This window comes from Saccharothrix sp. ST-888 (genome assembly GCF_000955975.1).
Classification (GTDB): Bacteria; Actinomycetota; Actinomycetes; order Streptomycetales; family Streptomycetaceae; genus Kitasatospora.
The window spans coordinates 15,424-38,082 of record NZ_JYJF01000050.1 but is presented as its reverse complement, the minus strand read 5'-3'; the positions used below and the strand labels follow the sequence as shown (position 1 = coordinate 38,082).

24 protein-coding genes are annotated in these 22,659 nt (G+C 72.4%); 13 read left to right on the top strand and 11 right to left on the bottom strand.

Annotation, left to right across the window (positions count from 1 at the left end):
* Position 1: 1 nt before the first annotated feature.
* Positions 2–625: a hypothetical protein gene (locus UK12_RS17565; RefSeq protein WP_045303952.1), complete on the top strand. Its 624-nt coding sequence runs from the start codon at positions 2–4 to the stop codon at positions 623–625.
* 139 nt (positions 626–764) lie between these two features.
* Here the strand turns inward: UK12_RS17565 and UK12_RS17560 are convergent, their stop codons facing one another.
* Positions 765–1,526 (bottom strand): SDR family oxidoreductase, encoded by a 762-nt coding sequence (locus UK12_RS17560; protein WP_045303951.1) that lies wholly within the window; start codon positions 1,524–1,526, stop codon positions 765–767.
* A gap of 106 nt (positions 1,527–1,632) precedes the next feature.
* On the opposite strand from UK12_RS17560, the gene UK12_RS17555 reads away from it, so the two are divergent.
* Positions 1,633–2,589 (top strand): alpha/beta hydrolase, encoded by a 957-nt coding sequence (locus UK12_RS17555; RefSeq protein ID WP_045303950.1) that lies wholly within the window; start codon positions 1,633–1,635, stop codon positions 2,587–2,589.
* Between the two features lie 61 nt (positions 2,590–2,650).
* Here UK12_RS17555 and UK12_RS17550 read toward each other — a convergent pair whose 3' ends face one another.
* Complete coding sequence (locus tag UK12_RS17550; RefSeq protein WP_045303949.1) at positions 2,651–3,502, bottom strand: SURF1 family cytochrome oxidase biogenesis protein; 852 nt, start codon at positions 3,500–3,502, stop codon at positions 2,651–2,653.
* Positions 3,503–3,531: 29 nt separating this feature from the next.
* Complete coding sequence (locus tag UK12_RS17545; RefSeq protein ID WP_082119706.1) at positions 3,532–4,539, bottom strand: DEDDh family exonuclease; 1,008 nt, start codon at positions 4,537–4,539, stop codon at positions 3,532–3,534.
* 185 nt (positions 4,540–4,724) lie between these two features.
* Here UK12_RS17545 and UK12_RS17540 point away from each other — a divergent pair, with 185 nt between their 5' ends.
* The 4 genes from UK12_RS17540 to moaA all read left to right on the top strand — a co-directional run bounded on the left by UK12_RS17540 (position 4,725) and on the right by moaA (position 9,096).
* The gene (locus tag UK12_RS17540; RefSeq protein WP_045303948.1) at positions 4,725–5,768 is read left to right on the top strand and encodes a zinc-dependent alcohol dehydrogenase family protein; all 1,044 of its coding nucleotides are present in this window, start codon (positions 4,725–4,727) and stop codon (positions 5,766–5,768) included.
* Positions 5,769–5,984: 216 nt separating this feature from the next.
* Entirely contained in the window at positions 5,985–6,374 is a 390-nt protein-coding gene (locus UK12_RS17535) for a DUF485 domain-containing protein (RefSeq protein ID WP_045303947.1), read from the top strand.
* Positions 6,371–7,999 carry a solute symporter family protein gene (locus tag UK12_RS17530; RefSeq protein WP_045303946.1) on the top strand — a complete coding sequence of 543 codons (1,629 nt, stop codon included), beginning with the start codon at positions 6,371–6,373 and terminating at the stop codon, positions 7,997–7,999. Before UK12_RS17535 ends, UK12_RS17530 begins: the two co-directional genes overlap by 4 nt.
* A gap of 107 nt (positions 8,000–8,106) precedes the next feature.
* Positions 8,107–9,096, top strand: a complete 990-nt coding sequence (moaA, locus tag UK12_RS17525; protein WP_045303945.1) for a GTP 3',8-cyclase MoaA — start codon at positions 8,107–8,109, stop codon at positions 9,094–9,096.
* 47 nt (positions 9,097–9,143) lie between these two features.
* Here the strand turns inward: moaA and UK12_RS17520 are convergent, their stop codons facing one another.
* A complete protein-coding gene (locus UK12_RS17520; protein ID WP_045303944.1) occupies positions 9,144–9,389 on the bottom strand; it encodes a hypothetical protein in 246 nt (81 codons plus the stop codon).
* A 282-nt stretch (positions 9,390–9,671) separates the two neighbouring features.
* Positions 9,672–10,001 (bottom strand): DUF3099 domain-containing protein, encoded by a 330-nt coding sequence (locus tag UK12_RS17515; protein ID WP_045303943.1) that lies wholly within the window; start codon positions 9,999–10,001, stop codon positions 9,672–9,674.
* A gap of 198 nt (positions 10,002–10,199) precedes the next feature.
* Here UK12_RS17515 and UK12_RS17510 point away from each other — a divergent pair, with 198 nt between their 5' ends.
* Together UK12_RS17510 and UK12_RS17505 are read left to right on the top strand one after the other, a co-directional pair.
* Positions 10,200–10,472, top strand: a complete 273-nt coding sequence (locus UK12_RS17510) for a GlsB/YeaQ/YmgE family stress response membrane protein (protein WP_045303942.1) — start codon at positions 10,200–10,202, stop codon at positions 10,470–10,472.
* A 21-nt stretch (positions 10,473–10,493) separates the two neighbouring features.
* Positions 10,494–11,255, top strand: coding sequence for a DUF2127 domain-containing protein (locus UK12_RS17505; RefSeq protein WP_045303941.1), 762 nt, complete (start codon positions 10,494–10,496; stop codon positions 11,253–11,255).
* A 25-nt stretch (positions 11,256–11,280) separates the two neighbouring features.
* On the opposite strand, the gene UK12_RS17500 is transcribed toward UK12_RS17505, so the two are convergent.
* The 4 genes from UK12_RS17500 to UK12_RS17485 form a co-directional block, all read right to left on the bottom strand.
* Complete coding sequence (locus UK12_RS17500) at positions 11,281–11,829, bottom strand: RNA 2'-phosphotransferase (protein WP_045303940.1); 549 nt, start codon at positions 11,827–11,829, stop codon at positions 11,281–11,283.
* Between the two features lie 27 nt (positions 11,830–11,856).
* On the bottom strand, positions 11,857–13,257 hold the full coding sequence (locus UK12_RS17495; protein ID WP_045303939.1) for a metallopeptidase TldD-related protein: 1,401 nt from the start codon (positions 13,255–13,257) through the stop codon (positions 11,857–11,859).
* Positions 13,257–14,810, bottom strand: a complete 1,554-nt coding sequence (locus UK12_RS17490) for a TldD/PmbA family protein (RefSeq protein ID WP_231591260.1) — start codon at positions 14,808–14,810, stop codon at positions 13,257–13,259. Before UK12_RS17490 ends, UK12_RS17495 begins: the two co-directional genes overlap by 1 nt.
* Positions 14,811–14,975: 165 nt before the next feature.
* The gene (locus tag UK12_RS17485; protein WP_045303937.1) at positions 14,976–16,124 is read right to left on the bottom strand and encodes an MBL fold metallo-hydrolase; all 1,149 of its coding nucleotides are present in this window, start codon (positions 16,122–16,124) and stop codon (positions 14,976–14,978) included.
* A 464-nt stretch (positions 16,125–16,588) separates the two neighbouring features.
* Here UK12_RS17485 and fabG point away from each other — a divergent pair, with 464 nt between their 5' ends.
* Together fabG and fabI are read left to right on the top strand one after the other, a co-directional pair.
* Positions 16,589–17,308: a 3-oxoacyl-[acyl-carrier-protein] reductase gene (fabG, locus tag UK12_RS17480; RefSeq protein WP_045303936.1), complete on the top strand. Its 720-nt coding sequence runs from the start codon at positions 16,589–16,591 to the stop codon at positions 17,306–17,308.
* Between the two features lie 2 nt (positions 17,309–17,310).
* The gene (gene fabI / locus UK12_RS17475; RefSeq protein WP_045303935.1) at positions 17,311–18,078 is read left to right on the top strand and encodes an enoyl-ACP reductase FabI; all 768 of its coding nucleotides are present in this window, start codon (positions 17,311–17,313) and stop codon (positions 18,076–18,078) included.
* A 91-nt stretch (positions 18,079–18,169) separates the two neighbouring features.
* Here the strand turns inward: fabI and UK12_RS17470 are convergent, their stop codons facing one another.
* On the bottom strand, positions 18,170–18,844 hold the full coding sequence (locus UK12_RS17470; RefSeq protein WP_045303934.1) for a FadR/GntR family transcriptional regulator: 675 nt from the start codon (positions 18,842–18,844) through the stop codon (positions 18,170–18,172).
* A 151-nt stretch (positions 18,845–18,995) separates the two neighbouring features.
* On the opposite strand from UK12_RS17470, the gene UK12_RS17465 reads away from it, so the two are divergent.
* The 3 genes from UK12_RS17465 (at position 18,996) to UK12_RS17460 (ending at position 21,145) form a co-directional block, all read left to right on the top strand.
* Positions 18,996–20,315, top strand: coding sequence for a CynX/NimT family MFS transporter (locus UK12_RS17465; RefSeq protein ID WP_045303933.1), 1,320 nt, complete (start codon positions 18,996–18,998; stop codon positions 20,313–20,315).
* A gap of 87 nt (positions 20,316–20,402) precedes the next feature.
* Entirely contained in the window at positions 20,403–20,525 is a 123-nt protein-coding gene (locus UK12_RS44455; protein WP_269432028.1) for an SGM_5486 family transporter-associated protein, read from the top strand.
* A gap of 92 nt (positions 20,526–20,617) precedes the next feature.
* Entirely contained in the window at positions 20,618–21,145 is a 528-nt protein-coding gene (locus UK12_RS17460) for a SixA phosphatase family protein (protein ID WP_045303932.1), read from the top strand.
* A gap of 131 nt (positions 21,146–21,276) precedes the next feature.
* Here the strand turns inward: UK12_RS17460 and serB are convergent, their stop codons facing one another.
* Positions 21,277–22,539: a phosphoserine phosphatase SerB gene (serB, locus tag UK12_RS17455; RefSeq protein WP_082119705.1), complete on the bottom strand. Its 1,263-nt coding sequence runs from the start codon at positions 22,537–22,539 to the stop codon at positions 21,277–21,279.
* Positions 22,540–22,659 lie beyond the last annotated feature (120 nt).

Here is a 22,659-nt window from a genome sequence, read left to right as displayed (position 1 = left end):
GATGAGCCGCGCCGCCGTCAACCGCGCCATGGTGGCCGTGGTCGGACTGTTCCTGCTGGTCGGCGGGGTGCTGGTGCTCGCCGGGGGCTTCGACCTGTACGGGCGGCTCGGGCTGCGGCACCCGGGCTGGTGGCCGCTCACCTCGCCGGACCAGCCGCTGGTCAGCGTCGCCTCCCGGACCAGGTGGACCGACCGCGACTGGTGGTGGCCGACCGTCATCGGCGTACTCGTCCTGCTGCTCGCCGGTGCCCTCTGGTGGACCTTCGCCCAGCTGCGCCGCAGCGGCCCCGCCGTGTTGCAGCTGCCCGCGCCGGACAACGGCGGGGTGGCGCTGCGGCTGCGCAGCCGGGCCCTGGAGCAGGCGGTGGAGGCGGAGACCGGCGACCTGCCCGACGTGCTCGGGGCCCGGGTGCGGTTGGTCGGGGACCAGCGCCGGCCGCTGCTGCGGGTGGTCGTCCGGCTCCGGTCGAGCGGTCGCCCCGACGACCTGCTGGAGCGGTTCCACACCGGCCCCCTGGCCCACGCCAGAACCAGCCTCGGCCTGCCGGACCTCCCCGTCGACCTCCGGCTGCGGGTGGCCACCTCGGGGCGGAAGGCCGAGCCGGAGCCGCCCCGGGTGCTCTGAGCCGCCGGGCTCTCCCGACCGGCGGGTGCGGCAGTGGTGCGGGGAAGCGCGCGATCGGACCTCCCGGCCTTCGGCCAAGGAAGCGCCGTCAGAGGTGCACGGCCGGTCGCGCGGCTCCCCGCGCCCCTGGTGTGCCGTCTCAGAGGGTGCGCAGGGCGCCGCCGTCGACGGGGACCATCACGCCGGTCAGGTAGGAGGCGGCGGGCGAGAGCAGGAACGCGGCCACCCTGCCGAACTCCTCGGGGGTGCCGTAACGGCCGAGCGGGATCTGGGCGGTGGCCCGCTCACGGGCGGCGTCCGGCTCGCCGCCGAGGGCGTCCAGTTCGCGCACCCGGTCGGTGTCGATCCGGGCGGGCAGCAGGCCGACGACCCGGATGCCGCGCGGACCGAGCTCGTCGGCAAGCGACTTGGCGGCCATCGCCAGGCCGGGCCGCAGTCCGTTGGAGATCCCGAGGCCGGGGATCGGCTGGCGTACCGAGGCGGACAGGACGAACCCGATCACACCGCCGGAGCCCAGCTCACCGGCCGCTGTCCGGGCGATCCGCAGCGCACCGAGGAAGACCGACTCGAAGGCGCTGCGCCACGACTCGTCCTCGGCGAGCAGGACGGGCCCGGCGGCCGGGCCGCCGACGCTGATCAGAACGCCGTCGAACCGCCCGAAGCGCTCCTTGGCCGCCGCGATCAACTGCCCGGCGGTGGCGGGGTCGGCGTTGTCGGCGACCACACCGTGCGCGTGGTCGGGGCCGCCGAGTCCGGCGACGGCGGTGTCCAGCGACTCCTTGCTGCGGCCGCTGAGCACCACCCGGGCGCCGTCGGCGACCAGTTCGCGTGCGGAGGCCAGACCGAGCCCCCTGGTGGCGCCGGTCAGTACGTACACCTTCTGCTGCAGTCCGAGATCCATGAGGACATCGTGCCTGCTCCGACCGCCGGATGGGGAGGGGTGCTTGACCCGGTGACGCGCCCAGGCTGACAGTGGGTCAGTTGACGTGAACCGGAGGGATGCCGAGATGACCGAGATTTCGCACCGCTACGTCGAATCCGCGAGCGGCCTGCGGATGCACGTGGCCGAGGCGGGGACGGGCCCGCTGGTCCTGCTGCTGCACGGCTTTCCGGAGAGCTGGTACTCCTGGCGGCACCAGCTCACCGCGCTCGCCGAGGCCGGGTACCACGCGGTCGCGCCGGACCAGCGCGGCTACGGCCGGACCGGCGGCCCCGACGAGGTCGAGGCGTACGCCATCCCGTACCTGGTCGGCGACGCGCTCGGGCTGATCCCGGCGCTCGGCGAGGAGCGCGCGGTGGTGGTCGGCCACGACTGGGGCGCGCCGGTCGCCTGGACCTCGGCGCTGTTCCGCCCCGACCTGGTGCGGGGCGTGGTCGGCCTCTCGGTGCCGCCGGCCCCGCGCAATCCCGCCCTGCCGACCGCCGTGCTGCGCCATCTCTTCGGGGAGGCGTACTACATGCTGTACTTCCAGCAACTCGGCGTTCCCGAGGCGGAGTTGCAGCGCGACCTGCGGACCACCTTCCGCAAGGTCCTGGGCGGGAGGACTGAACTCGGCTCGCAGGGAGTGCCGTTGGTGCCGGAGGGCGGCGGATTCCTGGACATCTTCGAGAGCCCGGAGCGGCTTCCGGGCTGGCTCACGGAGGGGGATCTCGACTTCTACGCGGCCGAGTTCGAGCAGAACGGCTTCGCCCGCCCGCTGAACTGGTACCGCAACCTGGACCGCTCCTGGGGGCTGACCGCAGCCTGGCAGGGGGCCCGGATCCTGCCACCCGCGCTGCTCGTCGCGGGGGAGCGGGATGTCGTGGTCGCCAACCCCGCGACCCGTGAGGGTCTCGGCAGGCTCACCGAGCTGGCCCCCAACCTGCGGGAGACGGTCTGGCTGCCGGACACCGGTCACTGGACCCAGCAGGAGCGGCCCAAGGAGGTCAACGAGGCGCTGATCGACTTCCTGGCCGGGCTCTGACCTCCGGCCCCCGTGGTGCCGGGAACCGGGCGCGACCGGCCGGCACCGCAGGGGCGCGGAGTCAGACGGTGACCGGCTCCGACTCGGGCTCCGGGTCGGAGTCCGGCTCCGGGTCGGGGTCCGGGGTCCCGGCGGCGACCGGCTTGGCGGCCTCGGCGGCGCGCTCCTTGGCCTCGCGGCGGGCCAGGATCACCATGCCGACGGGTACCAGCGCGGCGAACAGCCACCACTGGATCGCGTACGCCATGTGGGGACCGATGTCCGAGTGCTCGGGTTCGGGCAGCAGCTCGGGCGCGTCACCGCTCGGGGCGGGTGCGGTGGAGACCAGCTCCAGGTAGCCGCCGAGCACGGTGGTGCCGTTCTCCTTGGCCTGCTGGGTGCTGTTGATCAGCTTGAACTGGCGCGGCGGCAGCCCGCCCCGGTCCCTGATGCCGCTGCTCGCGGTGGTCTCGTCGGCCCGCATCCGGCCGGTCAGCGTGATCTCGCCGCTCGGCGGCCCGGGGACCGTCGGGTAGCTGGTCGCGTCGCCGGGGGAGTCCACCCAGCCGCGGTTCACCAGGACCTCGCCCTTGCCGTCGGCCAGCTTCAGCGGGGTGATCACGAAGAAGCCGACGCTGGTCCCGTTCGGTTCCAGCCGACTGCGGATCACGAACTCGTGCGCCGCGTCGTACTGCCCGCTCGCCGTCACCGCTTGCCAGGTCCGGTCCGTCGGCACGTTGAAACCGGGGACGGACGAGATCGAGTCGAAGGGGACGGGGGCGGCCTGCAGGTTCGTCGCGATGAGCTGGTTGCGGGCCACCCGGGCCTCATGGCGGTGCAGCTGCCAGAAACCCAGCCGGACCATGGTGGGAATCAGCAGCAGAACGATCAAGGTGATGATCGCCCAACGCCGGGAGAGCAGGAATCGGTACACAACGGCACGCTACGCCCACTTATCCCCGGTCAGACACCGGGGTGCGGGGCTACCTCTCTCAGCAGGTGGAGGAAGGCGTCCTCGCCGAGCACCGGAGTGCCGTACTCACGGGCCTTGCGGGCCTTCCCGCTCCAGCTGTCCGGCTCGTTGGTGACCAGCAGGCTGGTGAGCCGGCTCACCGAGGTGGCGATGTGCAGGCCGGCCTCGACGGCGCGGTCCTCCAGCAGCTCGCGGTCGGTGGCGGTGTCGCCGGTGATGGCGACCCGCATGCCCTGCATCAGCGGGCTGCCGTCCTGCCAGCGGCCGGGGTTCGGGTACGGGCAGGGCGGCCGCTTCTTGCTCGCCGAGCGGTACGAGGAGCTCCAGGAACCCCGGGCGGGAGCCTGGCTGTCCTCGCCGAGGTCGGTGACGGCCACGCAGGTGGTCAGCGGCAGCGGGATGCCGCCCTGCCGGGCGAGGTGCAGGCTGGGCCGGAACGCCTCGGCGAGCACCCGGGCGTCGTCCAGCGCGTTGTGCGCCTGGCGCTGCTGCACGCCGAAGTACTGGGCCAGGGTGGCCAGCTTGCCGTTGGGCAGCGGCAGGCCGAGGTCGCGGGAGAGCACCATGGTGCAGAGCCGTTGCTCCACGGGAGCGCGCAACCCGGCGCGCGAGTACTCGCGCGAGATCATGTTCCAGTCGAAGAGCGCGTTGTGCGCCACCATCACGCGCCCGCGCAGCCGCTCGCCCAGCTCGTCCGCGATCTCCCGGAAGAGCGGCGCACCGGCGAGCATCCCGCTGGTCAGGCCGTGGATCCAGATCGGGCCCGGGTCGCGCTCCGGGTTCACCAGCGTGTACCAGCGGTCGGTCACCTCGCCGAAGGCGTCCAGTTGGTAGACACCGGCGGAGATGATCCGGTCCGAGCGGCCGAGCCCGGTGGTCTCGACGTCGACCACGGCGAAACCCCGGCCGTGCTCGCCGGTGCGCTGCGCCGGGAGCGGCGCGGCCCAGGGGGAGTCGGCCAGGGCGGAGTCGTCGCTGGGTGACTGGATCGCATGCATGGTCAACCACTCTAAGGGCGGCCGCCCACAGCCCGGGCCGAACCGGTCAGGTGCGGGTGGGCAGGAGTGGCGTACGTGACACTCCGGAATAGAGTGGGCGGCGGGGGAGTCGTACATCCAGGCGAATCGCCCGAGCCGTCCGCACCCTGTGACGGCGCTACGTCTTCACCGCGAAGGAACCCCTCATGCGCGCCACCGTGATCCACGGCCCGAATGACATCCGGATCGAGGAGGTACCCGACCCGAGGATCCAGTGGCCCACCGACGCGGTGGTCCGCGTGGTCAACGCCTGCATCTGCGGCAGCGACCTCTGGGCGTACCGGGGCGTGGCCGCCCGCGAGGCCGGGCAGCGGATCGGGCACGAGTTCCTCGGCATCGTCGAGGAGGTCGGCTCCGAGGTCTCCGGCTTCAAGCCCGGCGACTTCGTGGTGGCCCCGTTCGTCTGGTCCGACGGGACCTGTGACTTCTGCCGCGAGGGCCTGCACACCTCCTGCCCCGAAGGCGGCTTCTGGGGTGAGGTGGGCTCCGACGGCGGCCAGGGCGAGGCGGTCCGCGTCCCGTTCGCCGACGGCACGCTGGTCCAGCTGCCCAAGGAGGCGGCGGGCGACCAGAAGCTGCTGCCCGGACTGCTGGCGCTCTCCGACGTGATGAGCACCGGCCACCACGCGGCCGTCTCCGCCGGGGTCCGCCCCGGCGCCACGGTGGCCGTGGTCGGCGACGGCGCGGTCGGCCTGTGCGGCGTGCTGGCCGCGCACCGGCTCGGCGCGGGCCGGGTCATCGCGCTGGGCCGCCACCAGGTCAGGACCGACATCGCCCGCAAGTTCGGCGCCACCGACGTGGTCGCCGAGCGCGGCGAGGCGGCGATCGAGGCGGTGAAGGAGCTGACGGGCGGGCAGGGCGCGCACGCCGTGCTGGAGGCCGTCGGCACCGAGGAGTCCATGCGGACCGCGATCTCCATCGCCCGCGACGGCGGCGCGGTCGGCTACGTCGGGGTCCCGCACGGCGGCAGCGCGGGCGTGGACATCGGCCAGATGTTCGGCCGCAACGTCTCGCTGAACGGCGGCGTCGCCCCGGCCCGCGCGTACATCCCCGAGCTGCTCCCCGACGTGCTCTCCGGAGCCATCGACCCCGGCCTGGTCTTCGACCGCACGGTGGACCTGGCCGGAGTGCCCGACGGCTACCGGGCGATGGACAACCGCTCCGCGCTGAAGGTCCGGATCGGCTTCTGACGTAACGGTTCTGACGGATCGTCATAGGGGGCGGCACCGCGCGGCGGGGCCGCCCCTCGGCATGTCACGGTCGATTTTCGGCCAGATGTCGCGTATCGGGCCCGGTGGCCTGCCGACCACCGTCCGGCGGATCTAGCATGCAGCGGCACGCGCGAGTGTGACGTCTCTCACGTTGCTCTCGTCCCGTAGTGCACCGAAGACGTCAGGAGACACCGAATGGGCACTCCGCCGAACGAAGAACCGGCCCCGCCGGAGGGCCAACGCATCGACCAGTCCGAGGAGTTCCGCTCGCTGCGCGGATCCTTCCGGGGGTTCGCCTTTCCCGTGACCGCAGGTTTCATCCTCTGGTACCTGCTGTACGTGCTGCTCTCCAGCTACGCGCCCGCGTTCATGGCGACCAAGGTCGTCGGCCACATCAACGTCGCCCTGGTGCTGGGTCTGCTGCAGTTCGTCAGCACCTTCGCCATCGCGGCCTGGTACGCCCGCTTCGCCGACCGCAGGCTCGACCCGTCGGCCGCCGCCATCCGCGAGAACTTCCAGGCCGCCGCCCTGCGGGTGACCGGCCAGACCTCCACCACCCGCCTGCCCCAGGAGGCCGCCGAATGACAACCGTCCTGGCCGCCTCCCCGTTGGCCACCGCCGCGAGCAGCCACCGCGGCCTCACCATGACGCTCTTCGGCGTCTTCGTGCTCACCACCCTCGGCATCACCGTCTGGGCCGGGCGCCAGACCAAGGACGCCGCCGACTTCTACGCCGGCGGCCGGGGCTTCACCGGCTTCCAGAACGGCCTGGCGATCTCCGGGGACTACATGTCCGCCGCGTCCTTCCTCGGCATCGCCGGTGCGATCGCCCTCTTCGGCTACGACGGCTTCCTCTACTCGATCGGGTTCCTGGTCGCCTGGCTGGTCGCGCTGCTGCTGATCGCCGAACCGCTGCGCAACTCGGGCCGCTACACGATGGCCGACGTGCTCGCCTTCCGGATGCGCCAGCGCCCGGTCCGCACCGCCGCCGGGATCTCCACCATCGTGGTGTCGATCTTCTACCTGCTGGCCCAGATGGTCGGTGCGGGCTCGCTGGTCGCGCTGCTGCTCGGCGTCAGCGGCGAGGGGGCCAAGCGCTGGACCGTCGTCGCGGTCGGCGCCCTGATGGTGGTCTACGTCGTCATCGGGGGCATGAAGGGCACCACCTGGGTGCAGATCGTCAAGGCAGTGCTGCTGATCGCCGGTGCCGCGCTGATGACCGTCCTGGTCCTGGCCAGGTACCACTTCAACATCTCCAGCCTGCTCGGCGCCGCCGCCGACGCCAGTGGCAAGGCCTCCGCCTTCCTGGAGCCCGGACTCAAGTACGGCACCTCCGGGACCACCAAGCTGGACTTCATCAGCCTCGGCCTGGCCCTGGTCCTCGGGACCGCCGGACTGCCGCACATCCTGGTCCGCTTCTACACCGTGCCCACCGCCAAGGCGGCCCGGAAGTCGGTGCTCTGGGCGATCGGGATCATCGGTGTCTTCTACCTGATGACGCTGGCGCTCGGCTTCGGCGCGGCCGCCCTGGTGGGCCCGGCGACCATCAAGGCGTCCAACGCGGCCGGCAACACCGCCGCCCCGCTGCTCGCCCAGGAGCTCGGCGGTGGCGCCGGCTCCACCGGCGGCGCGATCCTGCTCGCGGTGATCTCCGCCGTCGCCTTCGCCACCATCCTCGCCGTGGTCGCCGGCCTCACCCTGGCCTCCTCCGCCTCCTTCGCCCACGACCTCTACGCCAACGTGATCCGGCGCGGGAGGACGAGTGAGACCGAGGAGGTCCGCTCCGCCAAGCTGGCGGCCGTGGCGATCGGCGCGATCGCCATCGTGCTGAGCATCTTCGCGGACAAGCTCAACACGGCCGCGCTGGTCGCCCTGGCCTTCGCCGTGGCCGCCTCCGCCAACCTGCCGACCCTGCTGTACTCGCTGTTCTGGAAGCGCTTCAACACCGCGGGTGCGGTCAGCTCGGTCTACGCGGGCCTGATCTCCTCGGTGCTCCTGGTGGTCTTCTCCCCCGTGGTCTCGGGCGCCAAGACCTCGCTCTTCCCGCACAGCGACTTCCACTGGTTCCCGCTGGAGAACCCGGGCCTGGTCTCCATCCCGATCGGCTTCCTGGCCGGCTGGATCGGCACCCTGCTCGCCAAGGAGACCGCCGACCCGGCGAAGTACGCCGAACTCGAGGTCCGCTCGCTCACCGGACTGGGCGCCCACTGACATCCCGTACGACGGACGCCTCGAAGAGGTGTCCGAGCCCCCGGATAAGCTGGCCCGGCCCGCCGTATGCGGCGGCCGGGCCGGCTTTTCTCGGGAAGGGGGCCGCGGTGCTCCTCGACACCTTCGGCCGGCAGGCGGTCGACCTGAGGGTCTCCCTCACCGACCGGTGCAATCTGCGCTGCACCTACTGCATGCCGGAACAGGGCCTGCAGTGGCTGGCCAAGCCCGATCTGCTGACCGACGAGGAGATCGTCCGGCTGGTCACGCTCGCCGTCCGCGACCTCGGCGTCCGCGAGGTCCGGTTCACCGGCGGCGAGCCGCTGCTGCGCCCCGGCCTGGTCGGCATCGTCGCCGCCTGCGCCGAACTCGCGCCGCGCCCCGAGCTCTCGCTCACCACCAACGGCATCGGCCTGGCCCGTACGGCCACGGCCCTCAAGGCCGCCGGGCTGGACCGGGTCAACGTCTCGCTCGACACCCTGGACACCGAGACCTTCCACACCCTGAGCCGCCGCCACCGCCACCAGGACGTCCTGGACGGCCTGGCCGCCGCCGAGGCCGCCGGGCTCACCCCGGTGAAGGTCAACAGCGTGCTGATGCGCGACGTCAACGACCACGAGGCCGCCGACCTGCTGGCCTGGTGCCTGGAGCGCGGATACGAGCTGCGCTTCATCGAGCAGATGCCGCTGGACGCCCAACACGGCTGGGACCGCTCGAAGATGGTCACCGCCGAGGAGATCCTGGAGCGGCTGCACGCCCGTTTCCGGCTCACCCCCGAGCCGTCCGCCGCCCGGGGTGCGGCACCTGCCGAACGCTGGCTGGTGGACGGCGGCCCGGCGAGCGTCGGCGTGATCGCCTCGGTCACCCGCCCGTTCTGCCGCGCCTGCGACCGCACCCGGCTCACCGCCGACGGCCAGGTCCGCAACTGCCTCTTCGCGACCGGTGAGACCGATCTGCGGGCGGCGCTGCGCTCCGGTGCGGGCGACGCCGAGCTCGCCGAGCTGTGGCGGACGGCGATGTGGGGCAAGAAGGCCGGCGCGGGGATCGACAACCCCGAGTTCCTCCAGCCCGACCGCCCGATGTCGGCGATCGGCGGGTAGGGGCGCCCGCGCTCCGGCCCCGCGCGGCTCCCGGCGCCGGTGCCGGTTCAGCCCCGGAAGTCGGGGAAGGCCACGACCTCCTTCAGGAACCCTCGTACGCCCAGGAACTGGGAGAGGTGCTCACGGTGCTCGTCGCAGGCGAGCCAGGTCTTGCGCCGGTCCGGGGTGTGCAGTTTGGGGTTGTTCCACACCAGCACCCACTCGGCGGGCTTGCGGCAGCCCTTCCCGGAGCAGACCGGCGGACCCTCGGGGCCGTCCGGCGCGCCGAAGAGCGGATGCGAGGGGGTGTCCATGGGAGCCGTCCTGGGAGTCGCGGTGGCGCTGTGCACGGCCAGTCTCGCACTCGCCGCCGGGAGGCCCGACATGAGGGCATGACGACGCCGGGCAGCCACGGGGGGAGCCGCCCGGCGTCGGTCTGTCGCTCCGACGGGGGATGCGGAGCGCGTACGCAGTATGTCACGGCCTGACCCCCGGATGGCTAGCTCTTTCATGATTAATCTGAGCTGTATCTGAGCTTTCCGGGGTTCTAATGCTGTCATACAGGCGCAAAGCGGACAGTGCTTCTTGAGGCTCTGTCAGCTTTCCTTCGAGGCGCCGCCCCCTCCGGTGCCTCCCGGGCCCAGCATCAGCGGGGTGTCGGCCGGTACCGCGAAGGTGCTCGGGAGGCCCGGAGCCTTCTCCCGTCCGGCGTTGGCGATCAGGACGGCGAAGTACGGCAGCAGCACCGCTCCCGCGAGCGCGGCGAAGGCCACCAGCCGCTGCACGTCCCACAGCACCACCGCGAGCAGCACGCACACCGTGCGCAGCAGCATGGAGATCACGTAGCGCCGCTGACGGCCCCGCACGTCGTCGGAGAGGCTGGTGCGTGCTCCGGTGATCCGGAACACCTGCTTGCTCTTGCTCATGACCCACCGCTCCCGTCTGCACCCGCACCCATCGCGGAGTACGGCCACTTCACGGTACGCCGCACCGCGTCCGGGCAGCAGAGCGGGGGAGGCGGAGCGTGTCCGCGCCGGCGCCGCCCGCAGAACGGCGGATCCCGGCGTGCGGCCGGGCCGGGTGCGGCGAAAACTGATCGGCAGGACCGATCTCAGGGAGCTGCCATGTGGGCGATCATCTCGGCGCTGATCGAGGGACTGATTCTGGGTGTCATCGCGCGGCTGCTGATCCCGGGCAAGCAGAACATCCCGCTCTGGCTGACCGTGCTGCTGGGTCTGGTCGGCGCGATCGTCGGCAACCTGGTGGCCCACCTCTTCGGGGTCGCCGACACCAGGGGCTTCGACTGGTGGCGGCACGCCTTCCAACTGGGCGCCGCCGTCGTGCTGATCGTGGTGATCACGCCGCTCTGGGCCGCCCGCAACAAGACCGGCCCGTGAGCGGACCGGGCGCCCACGGCGGTGGACTGGAACACGGCGGTCTGCGCCCTCAGCGGCCATGTCACCTACGCCCCTGACGAGCCGGCGCTGCACGACCGGCTCCGGGCCGTGGCGCCGAGCGGCCCGGCGTGGCGCTGCCTGCGCTGCGCCGTGTTCGCCCCCGGCCCGCCCCAGGGCTCGGGGCCGGCCGACGAGGCGCCGCAGGTGCTCCGCGGCCCTGCGCTCAGGGACGCCGTCATCCTGCGCCTGCTCGCCGTCGAACGGCTGCTGAGGGGCCTGCTGTTCCTGGTCCTCGGCTACGCCCTGGTCCGGTTCGAGCGCTCGGAGAACTCGCTGCGGGAGCTGTTCGGGCGGGCGCTGCCACGGGCCGGTGCGCTGGCCCAGGTGTTCGCCGTGAACCTGGACACCAGCTCGACGGTGCGGCACCTGAGGCATCTGCTGGACACCAGGCCGCAGACGCTCCTGCTGGTCGCGGGCGGGCTGTTCGCCTACGCCGCGATCGAGCTCGTGGAGGCGGTGGGCCTGTGGCGGCTGGCCCGCTGGGGCGAGTACTTCGCGTTCGTCGCCACGGCCGTGTTCCTGCCGCTGGAGATCTACGAACTCGTCGACCGGGTCACGGCGGTGAAGGTCGTCATCTTTCTGCTGAACGTCTTCGCGGTGGTCTACCTCCTGTTCGCCAAGCGGCTGTTCGGGCTGCGCGGCGGCAAGGCCGCGTACCAGGCCGCGCGCCGCTCCGGGTCCCTGCTGGAGATCGAGCGGGCCGCCGCCGGGCCGGCCGGCTGAGGGTTCAGCGCGCCGGCCGGTGGCCTCAGGGCTGCCGGCTGAGGTAGCCGGGCGGGACGGTGTCGGTGAGCCAGACGCCGTTCGCGCTGACCCTGAAGCGGTGGCCGGCGGCGGCCAGCGCGGCGGCGTCGACCACCAGCACGATGGGACGGCCGTGCCGGGAACCCACCCGTACGGCCGTCTCGGTGTCCGCGGAGAGGTGGACGTCCTGCCGGGACATCGGGTGCAGGCCCTCCCGGAAGATCGCCTCCAGGGCCCGCCCGGTGGTGCCGTGGTAGAGCACCGGCGGCGGCTCGGTGGCCGGGAGCCCCAAGTCCACCGGCACCGAGTGGCCCTGGCTGGCGCGGATGGACCGGCCGTCCTCGGAGTAGGCGAAGCGACGCTTGTCGTTCGTCTCGACCACGACGTCCAGCTCGGCCCGGCCGATCCGCCTGCCGTGCCGGGCGAGGGCGGCGAGCAGGGTGTCCACCCGCACCCAGCCGTTCTCGTCCAGGGTGACCCCGGCCGAGCCCGGGTCGTGCCGCAGCACCCGGGAGAGCAGTTTCGAGGTCTTGACCAGCTGTTTCTCGTCCACTCCGAGGACCTTTCCGACGGTGGGCCGCTACGACGCCTGGCTGACCGAGCTCATGTTGAACTCGGCGACGCGGATCGGCGGCATCGAGGCGCGGTTGAAGTAGTCGCCCCACTCGCGCGGCAGGCACGGCACGGTGCGGCCGACCTCGGTGATCCGGCTGAGCAGGTCGACCGGGGACTCGTTGAACCGGAAGTTGTTCACCGCGCCGACCACCTCGCCGTTCTCGACCAGGTAGACGCCGTCCCGGGTGAGGCCGGTGAGCAGCAGCGTGGCCGGGTCCACCTCGCGGATGTACCAGAGGCAGGTGAGCAGCAGGCCGCGCTCGGTGCGCGCGATCATCTCGTCCAGCGTGGGTGCAGCCGCCTGGTCGGCGATCTCCAGGACGAGGTTGTCGATCGGCGGGGTGAGCGGCAGGCCGGTGAGGCCGGCCGAGTGGCGGGTGGTGATGAGGTTGACCAGCCGGCCGTCGCGGATCCAGTCGGTGGCGGTCAGCGGCAGGCCGTTGTCGAAGACCGACTGGGAGTCGCCGGAGCTGTGGGCGACCACGAAGGGGGCCGCCTCCAGGCCCGGCTCGGCCGGGTCGGCGCGCAGGGTCAGCGGCAGCTCGGTGAGCTGCTCGCCGATCCGGGTGGCGCCGCCGGGCTTGCTGAACACGGTCTGGCCCTCGGCCGCGTCCCGGCCGCCGGAGGACCAGTGCAGGTAGATCAGCAGGTCGGAGACGGCCGAGGGCGGCAGCAGGGTCTCGTACCGGCCCGCGGGCAGGTCGATCTTCTTCTGGCCCCAGGCGAGCCGCCGGGTGAGCTGCTCGTGCAGCTCGGCGACGTCCACGTCGCCGAAGTCCCGGGTGGCGGCGCCGACCCAGGCGGAGGAGCTGAGGTCGGCGGTCTTGGCGTTGATCTCGACCGAGCCGGTCGGCTGTACGTGGCGCAGCCGCAGGCCGGTGGAGGTGCCGAGGTAGCTGGTGGTCAGCTCGTGGTTGGCGAATCCGTACAGCAGCTGGCCGGCCGCGCGGGCCCGGGCGAAGGCCTCGCCGAGGGCCGGGGCGAACTCGGTGAAGACCTCGACCGTGGTGACGGCGGGGGCCTCGGTGAAGTCCGGCGAGGAGGGCCGGTCGGCGACCAGCGGCTGGGCGTCCTCGGCCGGTTCGGCGTCCCGGGCGGCCTCCTCGGCGGCCCGGACCACGCTCTCCACCTCGTCCAGCGTCACGGCCTCGCGGGAGACCACGCCCGAGGAGGTGCCGTTCTCGCCCCGGTCCACGGTGGCGATGACGGTCAGGCTGCGGCCCCGGCTGACGCCGTTGGTGGTGAGCGCGTTGCCCGCCCAGCGGAGGTTGGCGGCGGACTCCTCGTCGGCGATCACCACGCAGCCGTCGGTACGGGAGAGCTGCAGGGCGCGCTCGACCAGCTCGTGGGGCTGAGTTGCGTTCATCAGTGACCCGCCTCCTGCTGGGTGTTGAGCACGTTGACATTGCGGAAGAGCGCGCTGGGGCAGCCGTGGCTGACCGCCGCGATCTGGCCCGGCTGGGCCTTGCCGCAGTTGAAGGCGCCGCCGAGGACGTAGGTCTGCGGGCCGCCGACGGCGCTCATCGAGCCCCAGAAGTCGGTGGTGGTGGCCTGGTAGGCGAAGTCCTTGACCTGGCCGGCCAGTTGGCCGTTGCGGATGGCGAAGGCGCGCTGCCCGGTGAACTGGAAGTTGTACCGCTGCATGTCGATCGACCAGGAGCGGTCGCCGACGATGTACAGGCCGTTCTCCACGTCCGCGATCAGGCCCTCGGTGTCGGGGCCGCCCGCGACCGGCTGGAGCGAGACGTTGGCCATCCGCTGCACCGGGACGTGTGCGGGGGAGTCGGCGAAGGCGCAGCCGTTGGAGCGGCCCAGGTCCTGCTGCCGGGCCATCGCCCGGTCGAGCTGGTAGCCGACCAGGGTGCCGTCCTTGATCAGGTCCCAGGACTGGGTGGCCACCCCCTCGTCGTCGTAGCCGATGGTGGACAGGCCGTGCTCGGCGGTGCGGTCGCCGGTGACGTGCATCAGCTCGGAGCCGTACCTGAGCGAGCCCAGCTTGTCGACGGTGGCGAAGGAGGTGCCCGCGTAGGCGGCCTCGTAGCCGAGTGCGCGGTCCAGCTCGGTGGCGTGGCCGATCGACTCGTGGATGGTCAGCCAGAGATTGGACGGGTCGATCACCAGGTCGTAGCGGCCGGCCCGGACGCTCGGCGCCTTCATCTTCCCGGCCAGCAGCTCGGGCAGTTCGGCCAGTTCGGCGTCCCAGTCCCAGCCGGTTCCGCGCAGGTACTCCCAACCCCGGCCGGCCGGCGGCGCGATGGTGCGCATCGAGTCGAAGGCGCCGGTCCGCTCGTCCACCGCGGTGGCCTCCAGCCACGGGTGGAGGCGGACGCGCTGCTGGGTGGTGACGGTGCCCGCGGTGTCGGCGTAGAACTTGTTCTCCTGCACCGCCAGCAGGTTGGCCTGGACATGCGAGACGCCCTCGGCGGCCAGCAGGCGGCTGCTCCACTCGGCGAGCAGCGCGGTCTTCTCCGCGTCCGGCACCTCGAACGGGTTGATCTCGTACGCCGAGACCCAGGTGGCGTCGGCGTGCACCGGCTCCTCGGCCAGTTCGACCAGGTCCTTGGAGCCCGCGGCGCGGCTGATCCCGCCGGAGAGCCTGGCCACCGCGACGGCCTGCTCGGCGACCTCGGCGGCGGCGTCGGCGGTGAGGTCGACCCCGGCGGCGAAGCCCCAGGCGCCGTCCAGCAGCACCCGGACGGCGAAGCCGAGCCGGACACTGTCGGAGGAGCCCGCCGGGCGGGCGTCACGCAGCCGTACGGCCGCACTGCGGACCCGCTCAAGGCGGAAGTCGGCGTGGCTGACGCCGAGTTGGCGGGCCCGGCCGAGCGCGGTGTCGGCCAGCGCACGCAGCGGGTAGGCGAGGAACTGCGGGTCGACGGCGCGGCTGTGCGGCATGCCGGCGCTGGATGTGGGCGGCATCGGGCTCCCTGGCTCGGGTCGATGGTCGGGGGCGGGTCACTCGGTACAGAGGTACCCGCACCGCATCATGTCCGGTCCAACGGGATATCAGCCAGGCAATTTCGTCATCCCGGGGGCGCGGGTGTGCCGTGCCGCTCTCATCCGCGCCCCATGTGCCGGGCGCTCTCAGGCGATGCCTTCCCACCAGGGGCTCAGCTCCGGCGGGTTGTCGACGTCCACCCGCTCGCCGGGGCGGGGCACGGCCAGCGGGACGGCCTGCGCCTTGGCCTCGGCGACCAGCCGCTCGATCGGCTCGGCCCACGGGTGCAGGCCCAGGGTGAAGGTGCACCAGTGCACCGGGACGAGCAGTTGGGCCTTCAGGTCGAGGTGGGCCCGGACCGCGTCCTCCGGGGTCATGTGGATGTCGGCCCAGGCCTGGTCGTACGCGCCGACCTGGACCAGGGCGGCGTCGAACGGGCCGTGCTGCTCACCGATCCTGGCGTAGCCCTCGAAGTAGCCCGAGTCGCCGGTGTAGTAGACCTTGCGGTTCGGCCCGGCGACCACCCAGGAGCCCCAGAGGGTGGTGTTGCGGGTGGTGCCCCGGCCGGAGAAGTGGTGGGCGGAGGTCAGGGTGAGGGTGAGATCGCCGAGGGTGCAGGTCTCGTCCCAGTCCAGCTCGATGATCCGGTGCTCGGGCACGCCCCAGCGGCGCAGGTGGCCGCCGATGCCCAGCGGCACCGCGAACGGCGCGGACTGCCCGGCCACCAGCCGCTTCACGGTGGCCATGTCGAGGTGGTCGTAGTGGTCGTGCGAGATCAGTACCGCGTCGACCTGCGGCAGGTCCTCCAGCTCGACCGGGACGGGGTGCACCCGCTTGGGGCCGACCTGGGAGAAGGGGGAGCAGCGCTCGCTCCAGACCGGGTCGAGCAGCACCCGCTGGCCCTCGATCTCCACCAGCGCGGAGGCGTGCCCGTACCAGGTGATCTCGACGCCCTCGGCGGCGGCGCGGCGGGCACCGCCCTCGGGGACCACCACCGGCACCGGGCGGACGGGCTGCCGGCCCTCGCGCTCGAAGAGCAGCCGGCGCAGGGTGGTGCGGTCGGTCGGCGGGCCGGGCGGAGTCGCGCCGGCCAGTTCGGAGGGCGCGTTGTGGAACACGCCGTCGCCGAACTGCGGGGAGTTGCGGATCCGCTCGTCGGTGCGGGCGTCCGGGCGGCGCCCGAAGGCGGCGGGTACCTCGCGCAGCGCCCAGGCGGTGGCACCGGCGGCCAGGGCCAGGGCGGTGATGGCCGAAAGCCTCGGGCGACTGCCGGTGCTCGGGTGTGCCTTGCTCATCCGCTCTCTTCGCTTTCCTTCTCGCCGGTGGTGGCCGCCGCCGGTCGCCCGGAGCGGTCTGCCGCAGACCGCAACCATGCCCGGCCGCAGGGGCGCGGGCAACCCTGTGCCCGCACATCGGGCCGCGGGCGCAGTACCTTCACCGCGTCTGCGCACCCGTGGACGGACCGGTCAGGTGCCCGGGGCCCGGACGGACCCCAGGGTGCAACGGGCCCGGTGGGGTTGGTTGTTCCCGGTTCGCACCGGTTCTCCGGGCCGGTTCACGGCGGATCCACTCCGTGCACGCATTGTCGGAACACGACAGATCGAACTGAGCGGACCTGTCGGAGCCGGATTCGTCGCAGCCTCGGCGGGACCGATACCGTCACACTGCGTACGCGTTCACTGCGAACGTCCGCGGCCAGGACGGCACCCCACGTGCCGCCTCTCGGAGGCCGCCGACAACTACGGAGAGAGGTGGATCGTTGAGCCGCTCGGTTCTCGTCACCGGAGGTAACCGGGGCATCGGCCTCGCGATCGCCCTTGCCTTCGCCGAGGCGGGGGACAAGGTCGCCATCACCAGCCGCTCGGGCGAGGTCCCCGAGGAGCTGGCGAAGCACAGCGTGATCGCCGTCCGCTGCGACATCAACGACGCCGCCCAGGTGGACGCGGCCTTCACCGAGATCGAGGCCACCAACGGCCCGGTCGAGGTGCTGGTCGCCAACGCCGGCATCACCAAGGACACCCTGCTGCTGCGGATGTCGGAGGAGGACTTCACCTCCGTCCTGGACACCAACCTCACCGGCACCTTCCGGGTGGTCAAGCGTGCCTCGGCGAAGATGCTGCGGGCGCGCAAGGGTCGGGTCGTGCTGATCTCCTCGGTGGTCGGTCTCACCGGCTCGCCGGGGCAGGCCAACTACGCAGCCTCCAAGGCCGGCCTGGTCGGCTTCGCCCGTTCGCTGGCGCGCGAGCTCGGTTCGCGCAACATCACCGTGAACGTGGTCGCCCCCGGCTTCGTGGACACCGACATGACCGCGGTGCTCACCGAGGAGCGGCGCAAGGAGATCGTCTCCGGCGTGCCGCTGGGACGTTACGCTGCACCGGCCGAGATCGCGTCGGCGGTGCGTTTCCTCTCCTCGGACGAGGCCGCATACATCACCGGAGCCGTCATTCCCGTGGACGGCGGATTGGGCATGGGTCACTGAACATGAGCGGAATCCTTGAGGGCAAGCGCATCCTGATCACGGGTGTGCTGATGGAGTCCTCCATCGCCTTCCACACCGCCAAGCTCGCCCAGGAGCAGGGCGCCGAGATCATCCTCACGGCGTTCCCCCGCCCCAGCCTGACCGAGCGGATCGCCAAGAAGCTCCCCAAGCCGGTGAAGGTGCTGGAGCTCGACGTCTCCAGCGAGGAGCAGCTGGCGGGCATCGCGGACCAGGTGCGCGAGCACCTGCCCACCCTCGACGGCATCGTGCACTCGATCGGCTTCGCCCCGCAGGACGCGCTGGGCGGCAACTTCCTGAACACCCCGTGGGAGTCCGTGGCGACCGCGATGAACGTCTCGGCGTTCTCGCTGAAGTCGCTGACCATGGCGCTGCTCCCGCTGATGCAGGACGGCGGCTCGGTGGTCGGCCTGACCTTCGACGCGCAGTTCGCCTGGCCGAAGTACGACTGGATGGGCCCGGCCAAGGCCGCGCTGGAGGCCACCTCCCGCTACATGGCCCGTGACCTCGGCGGGCGCAACATCCGGGTCAACCTGGTCTCGGCCGGCCCGATCGGCTCGATGGCCGCCAAGTCCATCCCGGGCTTCGCCGACCTGGCCGCCACCTGGGACACCCGCTCCCCGCTGAAGTGGGACCTCTCCGACCCGGAGCCGGCCGGCCGCGGTGTGGTCGCGCTGCTCTCGGACTGGTTCCCGAAGACCACCGGCGAGATCGTCCACGTGGACGGCGGTCTGCACGCCATCGGCGCCTGACCTCATCGACCGGCGTGAGCCCCGGGCCTTCGGGCCCGGGGCTCACGTGTTTTCGCTGCGGGCCGTCCCCGGCGGGCGCCCGCAGGCCCGCTCAGACCTCGGTGGTGCCGCAGCCGCCGATCGCCCGGCCCGCCTCGAACGAGGCCCGCTGGGGGTCGTGGTCCCGGATCGCCTCGATGATCCCGTCGTGGCCGAGGTACTTCTCCGGGATCAGCTCCGGGCCGACGTCGTGCCGCAGGTGAGCCCGCAGCACCTCGCCCAGGTCCGCGTAGATCGCCGAGATCACGTCGTTGTGCGCGGCCGCCACCACCGCCTGGTGGAAGGTCGCGTCCGCCTGGACGAAGTCCTCCGGGTCGCCCGAGGACCAGGCCGCCTCCCGCCGGGCCAACGCGGTCCCCATCAGGGCCAGGTCGCGGTCGGTACGGCGGGCGGCGGCCAGTCCGGCGGCCGCGCTCTCCAGCATCGAGCGCAGCTCGGCGACCTGGTCCTGGTCGGCGTCCGCGAACCGGCGGTGCATCACCCCGGCCAGCTCGCTGGTGGCCAGCACATAGGTGCCCGAGCCCTGGCGGATGTCCAGCAGACCGTTGTGCGCCAGCGCCCGGACGGCCTCCCGGACGGTGTTGCGGGCCACCCCGAGCTGCTCGACCAGCGCCGCCTCGGTGGGAATCCGCGAGCCGACCGGCCATTCGCCCGAGGTGATCTGGGCGCGGAGCTGCGCGATCACCTGATCGGACAGCGGTGTTCGCCGGGTGGCTGACAGCACCATGAACTCTGTCTCCTGCTGTGTGAGGGTCTGCTCGCGCGACCGCACCTGCCAGCGGACCGTACCGGGGCGCGGTCCTGAACCTTGATGAAGGCCTGATGAAGCTCAGGATACCGGGGTGTGTGAATTCATCCCATCATTCTATGATGGGCGCATGTCCACCGCAGCAGACCCCACCACCGACCCACGCGCCCAGGCGCGGCCCACCGGGACCGACACCGCCGACAGCGCCGCCGGGAGCGGCCCCGCCGACCGCCGCAGCCGCTATCTGGCCTGGCTGCTCGCCGCCGCGATCGCGGCCGCCGCCCTCAACCTCCGACCGGTGGTCACCAGCCTCGGCCCGCTCCTGGACAAGGTCCGCGCCGACCTCGGGATGAACGCCACCGTCGCCGGGCTGCTCACCGCGGTGCCCGCGCTCTGCTTCGCGGTCTTCGGGGTCGCCGCGCCCGCCCTGGCCCGGAGAGTCGGTCCGATCGCGGTGGTCACGGCCGGGATGGGCGCCATCACGCTGGGCGTGTTCGCCCGCTCCTTCGCCGGCGGCACGGCGGTCTTCCTGCTGCTGACCGCCGTCGCGCTGGCGGGTGTCGCGGTCTCCAACGTCCTGCTGCCGGTGGTCATCAAGCGGTACTTCCCCCAGCGGGTCGGCCCGATGATCGGCCTCTACTCGATGTCGCTGTCGGTCGGCACCTCGCTGGCCGCCGCGATCACCGTCCCGGTGACCAGCGCCCTGGGCGGTGACTGGCGGTTCGGCCTGGGCGTCTGGGGCCTGCTCGGGGTCGTGGCCCTGGTGCTCTGCCTGGTGACGCTCTTCCTGCGCCGCGACAGGGGCGGTGCCACCGGCCGGGCGGCGCAGGGTGCCGCCGTCAAGCTGCCGATCATGCGCAGCCGCACCGCCTGGGCGCTGGCCGTCTTCTTCGGCCTCCAGTCCACCAGCGCGTACGCCACCATGGGCTGGCTGCCCAAGATCTACCAGGACGCCGGGGTCTCGGAGGGCACCTCCGGGGTGCTGCTGGCGCTGGTGATGGCGGTCAGCGTGCCGGCCTCCTTCGTGCTGCCCAACCTGGCCGCCCGCCGCGGCGACCAGCGGCTGTTCGTGGTGCTGCTGGGCGGGTGCGGAATCCTCGGCTACCTCGGCCTGGCCTTCGCGGCGGGTACCGTCTCCTGGCTGTGGGCCGCCCTGGTCGGCCTGTCGATGTGCGCCTTCCCGCTCGCGCTGACCATGATCGGCCTGCGGGCCAGGACCTCGGGCGGCGTGGCCCAGCTCTCGGCCTTCGCCCAGAGCCTCGGGTACCTGATCTCCATTCCGGGCCCGATCCTGGTGGGCACCATCTACCAGGCCACCGGCTCCTGGTACCTGCCGCTGGGCTTCCTGGCGGTGCTGCTGGTCCCGCAGATGCTGGTCGGTATGCGCGCGGCGCGGGCCCGGCACATCGAGGACGAGGCGCCGGCCGCCGAGGTTCCGGCGGCCGCCTGAGCCCTCCCGGCCGACCGGCGCCAAGTGCAGGTCAAGAGTTCCACCCCGGTTTCCGCCCGGCGGGCCGCGGATGCGAGACTCGGCGCCATGCCCGTTCTCGAACCGAATCCGCCGAATGGCCAGAAGAAGCTGCTGCAGATGCTCGGTCTGATCGCCGCGATCGTCGTGGTGGTGTCGATCATCGCCACCGTCGCCCAGAGCATGGGCTGACGCGGGAGCAGCCCGGGGTACTCCACTCCTGCGGGTGGTGCCGGTCGGGAGCGCCGCGCCCGGCGGCCGGTTTTCTGGAAAGCTCTTGGAGTATGAGCGCCGACACGTCCCGCAGGATCATCGTTCTCCGCCACGCCAAGGCCGACTGGCCGAACCAGGTGGACGACCACGAGCGGCCGCTTGCCGACCGCGGTCAGGCCCAGGCGAAGGAGGCCGGCGTCTGGCTGGCCGACTCCGGTATCAGCCCCGACTACGTGCTCTGCTCGACCTCGCTCCGGACCAGGGAGACCTGGAAGCTGGCCGTCCACGGCTTGGCCAGGCGGCCCCGGAAGACGGTCTACGAGGAGCGGGTCTACGAGGCCAGCCCCGGCGAGATCATCACGGTGCTGCAGGAGACCCCCGAGGAGTACGCCGACGTGCTGCTGGTCGGCCACAACCCGGGGGTGCTCGGGCTGACCCAGATCCTGGCGGGCGACGAGGGCGACCCGGAGGCACTCAATCGCCTGCGGCTGGGCGGGTTCCCGACGGCGGCGGTCGCGGTGCTGAGCTTCACCGGCTCCTGGAAGGACGTCGAGCCGGGCGTGGCGAGGCTGGACACCTTCCACACCCCGCAGGACTGACCCAAGGCGTCCAGGGGGCGCGGGGAGCGGTGCGGGGAACCCGCCCCCCGCGACGGGACCCGGGCGGACCGCCCGTGCCGTCCCGTTGTGCCGTCCCCGCGCCCCCTGGGAGCGCTGCCGCCGGTGGACGTTCAGTCCACCAGGTCGGCGGCCTCCACCTCCTCGCGGGTGATCCCGAGCAGGTAGAGCACGGTGTCCAGGAAGGGCACGTTCACCGCGGTGTCGGCGGCCTCCCGGACCACCGGCTTGGCGTTGAAGGCGACCCCGAGGCCGGCCGCGTTCAGCATGTCGAGATCGTTGGCCCCGTCGCCGATCGCCACCGTCTGCTCCAGCGGCACCCGCGCCTGCTCGGCGAACCGTGCCAGCCAGCGCGCCTTGCCCGCCCGGTCCACGATCTCGCCGGTCACCCGGCCGGTGAACCTGCCGTCCTCGACCTCCAGGGTGTTGGCGGCGGCGAAGTCCAGGCCCAGCAGCTCCACCAGGTGGTCGGTGACCTGGGTGAACCCGCCGGAGACGATCCCCACCTGGTAGCCGAGCCGCTGGAGGGTGCGGATCAGGGTGCGGGCGCCCGGCGTCAGCCGTACCTCGGCGCGGACCTTCTCGGTCACGCCGGCGTCCAGCCCGGCCAGCAGGGCGACCCGGGCCCGCAGCGACTCCGCGAAGTCCAGCTCGCCGCGCATCGCGGCGGCGGTCACCTCGGCGACCTGCTGCTCGCAGCCCGCGTGCGCGGCGAAGAGCTCGATCACCTCGTCCTGGATCAGGGTGGAGTCCACGTCCATCACGATCAGGCGCTTGGCCCGGCGGTGCAGTCCGGCCTGGACCACGGCGATGTCCACCCGCTGCGCGGCCGCCTCGACGGCCAGCTCGGCCCGCAGCTGCTCGGTGGCGACCCCGGAGACGGCCAGTTCGACGGCGGTCACCGGGTACTTGGCCAGCCGGAAGACGCGGTCGATGTTGCCGCCGGCCTCGGAGACGCGGTTGGCCAGCGCCGCGACGGCGGTGGCGGTCAGCGGGTGGCCGAGCACGGTGACGTGCGAGCGGCCCTCCCGGCGGGGGCGGTTGTCGCCGATACCCGAGATGATCTCGGCCTGGAGCCGGAGGCTCTCGGCCCAGCGGTGCACGGTGACCCGCAGCGTGCCCTCGGCGCCCGGCGCGGGCGGGGGAGTGATCAGGGCGCACAGCGTTATCCGGCCCCGGGTGACCATCTGCTCGATGTCGATCACGTCGACGCCGAACTCGCCGAGCGTGGCGAACAGGCCTGCGGTGATACCGGGACGGTCCTTGCCGAACACCTTGACCAGCAGGGTGCGCTCGTCGTCGGCGCCGCGCTGGGTCAGCAGGGCGGAGGGCTGCGGGGCGGGGCGGGGCTCAGCGGCCGGAGGCGATGCGTTCATGGTGCCTCCCACGCTACCGGGCCGCCTGCCCCGTTCACCGCACCAGTCCGGCCCGTGGACGCGCTGCGCCGGGGGCGCGGGGGGCCTTCGGGGAGCGGTGTGCCCCGGGTTCCCGCCGCC

Excerpts from the sequence above, each read along its gene's own strand:
- UK12_RS17540 (WP_045303948.1), top strand. The coding sequence starts at position 4,725 with ATGCGCGCCACCGTGATCCACGGCCCGAATGACATCCGGATCGAGGAG.
- UK12_RS44455 (WP_269432028.1), top strand. The coding sequence starts at position 20,403 with ATGCCCGTTCTCGAACCGAATCCGCCGAATGGCCAGAAGAAGCTGCTG.
- UK12_RS17465 (WP_045303933.1), top strand. The coding sequence starts at position 18,996 with ATGTCCACCGCAGCAGACCCCACCACCGACCCACGCGCCCAGGCGCGG.
- UK12_RS17565 (WP_045303952.1), top strand. The coding sequence starts at position 2 with ATGAGCCGCGCCGCCGTCAACCGCGCCATGGTGGCCGTGGTCGGACTG.
- UK12_RS17520 (WP_045303944.1), bottom strand. The coding sequence starts at position 9,389 with ATGGACACCCCCTCGCATCCGCTCTTCGGCGCGCCGGACGGCCCCGAG.
- UK12_RS17545 (WP_082119706.1), bottom strand. The coding sequence starts at position 4,539 with ATGCATGCGATCCAGTCACCCAGCGACGACTCCGCCCTGGCCGACTCC.
- UK12_RS17515 (WP_045303943.1), bottom strand. The coding sequence starts at position 10,001 with ATGAGCAAGAGCAAGCAGGTGTTCCGGATCACCGGAGCACGCACCAGC.
- serB (WP_082119705.1), bottom strand. The coding sequence starts at position 22,539 with ATGAACGCATCGCCTCCGGCCGCTGAGCCCCGCCCCGCCCCGCAGCCC.
- UK12_RS17530 (WP_045303946.1), top strand. The coding sequence starts at position 6,371 with ATGACAACCGTCCTGGCCGCCTCCCCGTTGGCCACCGCCGCGAGCAGC.
- UK12_RS17495 (WP_045303939.1), bottom strand. The coding sequence starts at position 13,257 with ATGAACGCAACTCAGCCCCACGAGCTGGTCGAGCGCGCCCTGCAGCTC.
- UK12_RS17460 (WP_045303932.1), top strand. The coding sequence starts at position 20,618 with ATGAGCGCCGACACGTCCCGCAGGATCATCGTTCTCCGCCACGCCAAG.
- fabI (WP_045303935.1), top strand. The coding sequence starts at position 17,311 with ATGAGCGGAATCCTTGAGGGCAAGCGCATCCTGATCACGGGTGTGCTG.
- UK12_RS17560 (WP_045303951.1), bottom strand. The coding sequence starts at position 1,526 with ATGGATCTCGGACTGCAGCAGAAGGTGTACGTACTGACCGGCGCCACC.
- UK12_RS17535 (WP_045303947.1), top strand. The coding sequence starts at position 5,985 with ATGGGCACTCCGCCGAACGAAGAACCGGCCCCGCCGGAGGGCCAACGC.
- UK12_RS17485 (WP_045303937.1), bottom strand. The coding sequence starts at position 16,124 with ATGAGCAAGGCACACCCGAGCACCGGCAGTCGCCCGAGGCTTTCGGCC.
- UK12_RS17510 (WP_045303942.1), top strand. The coding sequence starts at position 10,200 with ATGTGGGCGATCATCTCGGCGCTGATCGAGGGACTGATTCTGGGTGTC.
- UK12_RS17490 (WP_231591260.1), bottom strand. The coding sequence starts at position 14,810 with ATGCCGCCCACATCCAGCGCCGGCATGCCGCACAGCCGCGCCGTCGAC.
- UK12_RS17555 (WP_045303950.1), top strand. The coding sequence starts at position 1,633 with ATGACCGAGATTTCGCACCGCTACGTCGAATCCGCGAGCGGCCTGCGG.
- UK12_RS17470 (WP_045303934.1), bottom strand. The coding sequence starts at position 18,844 with ATGGTGCTGTCAGCCACCCGGCGAACACCGCTGTCCGATCAGGTGATC.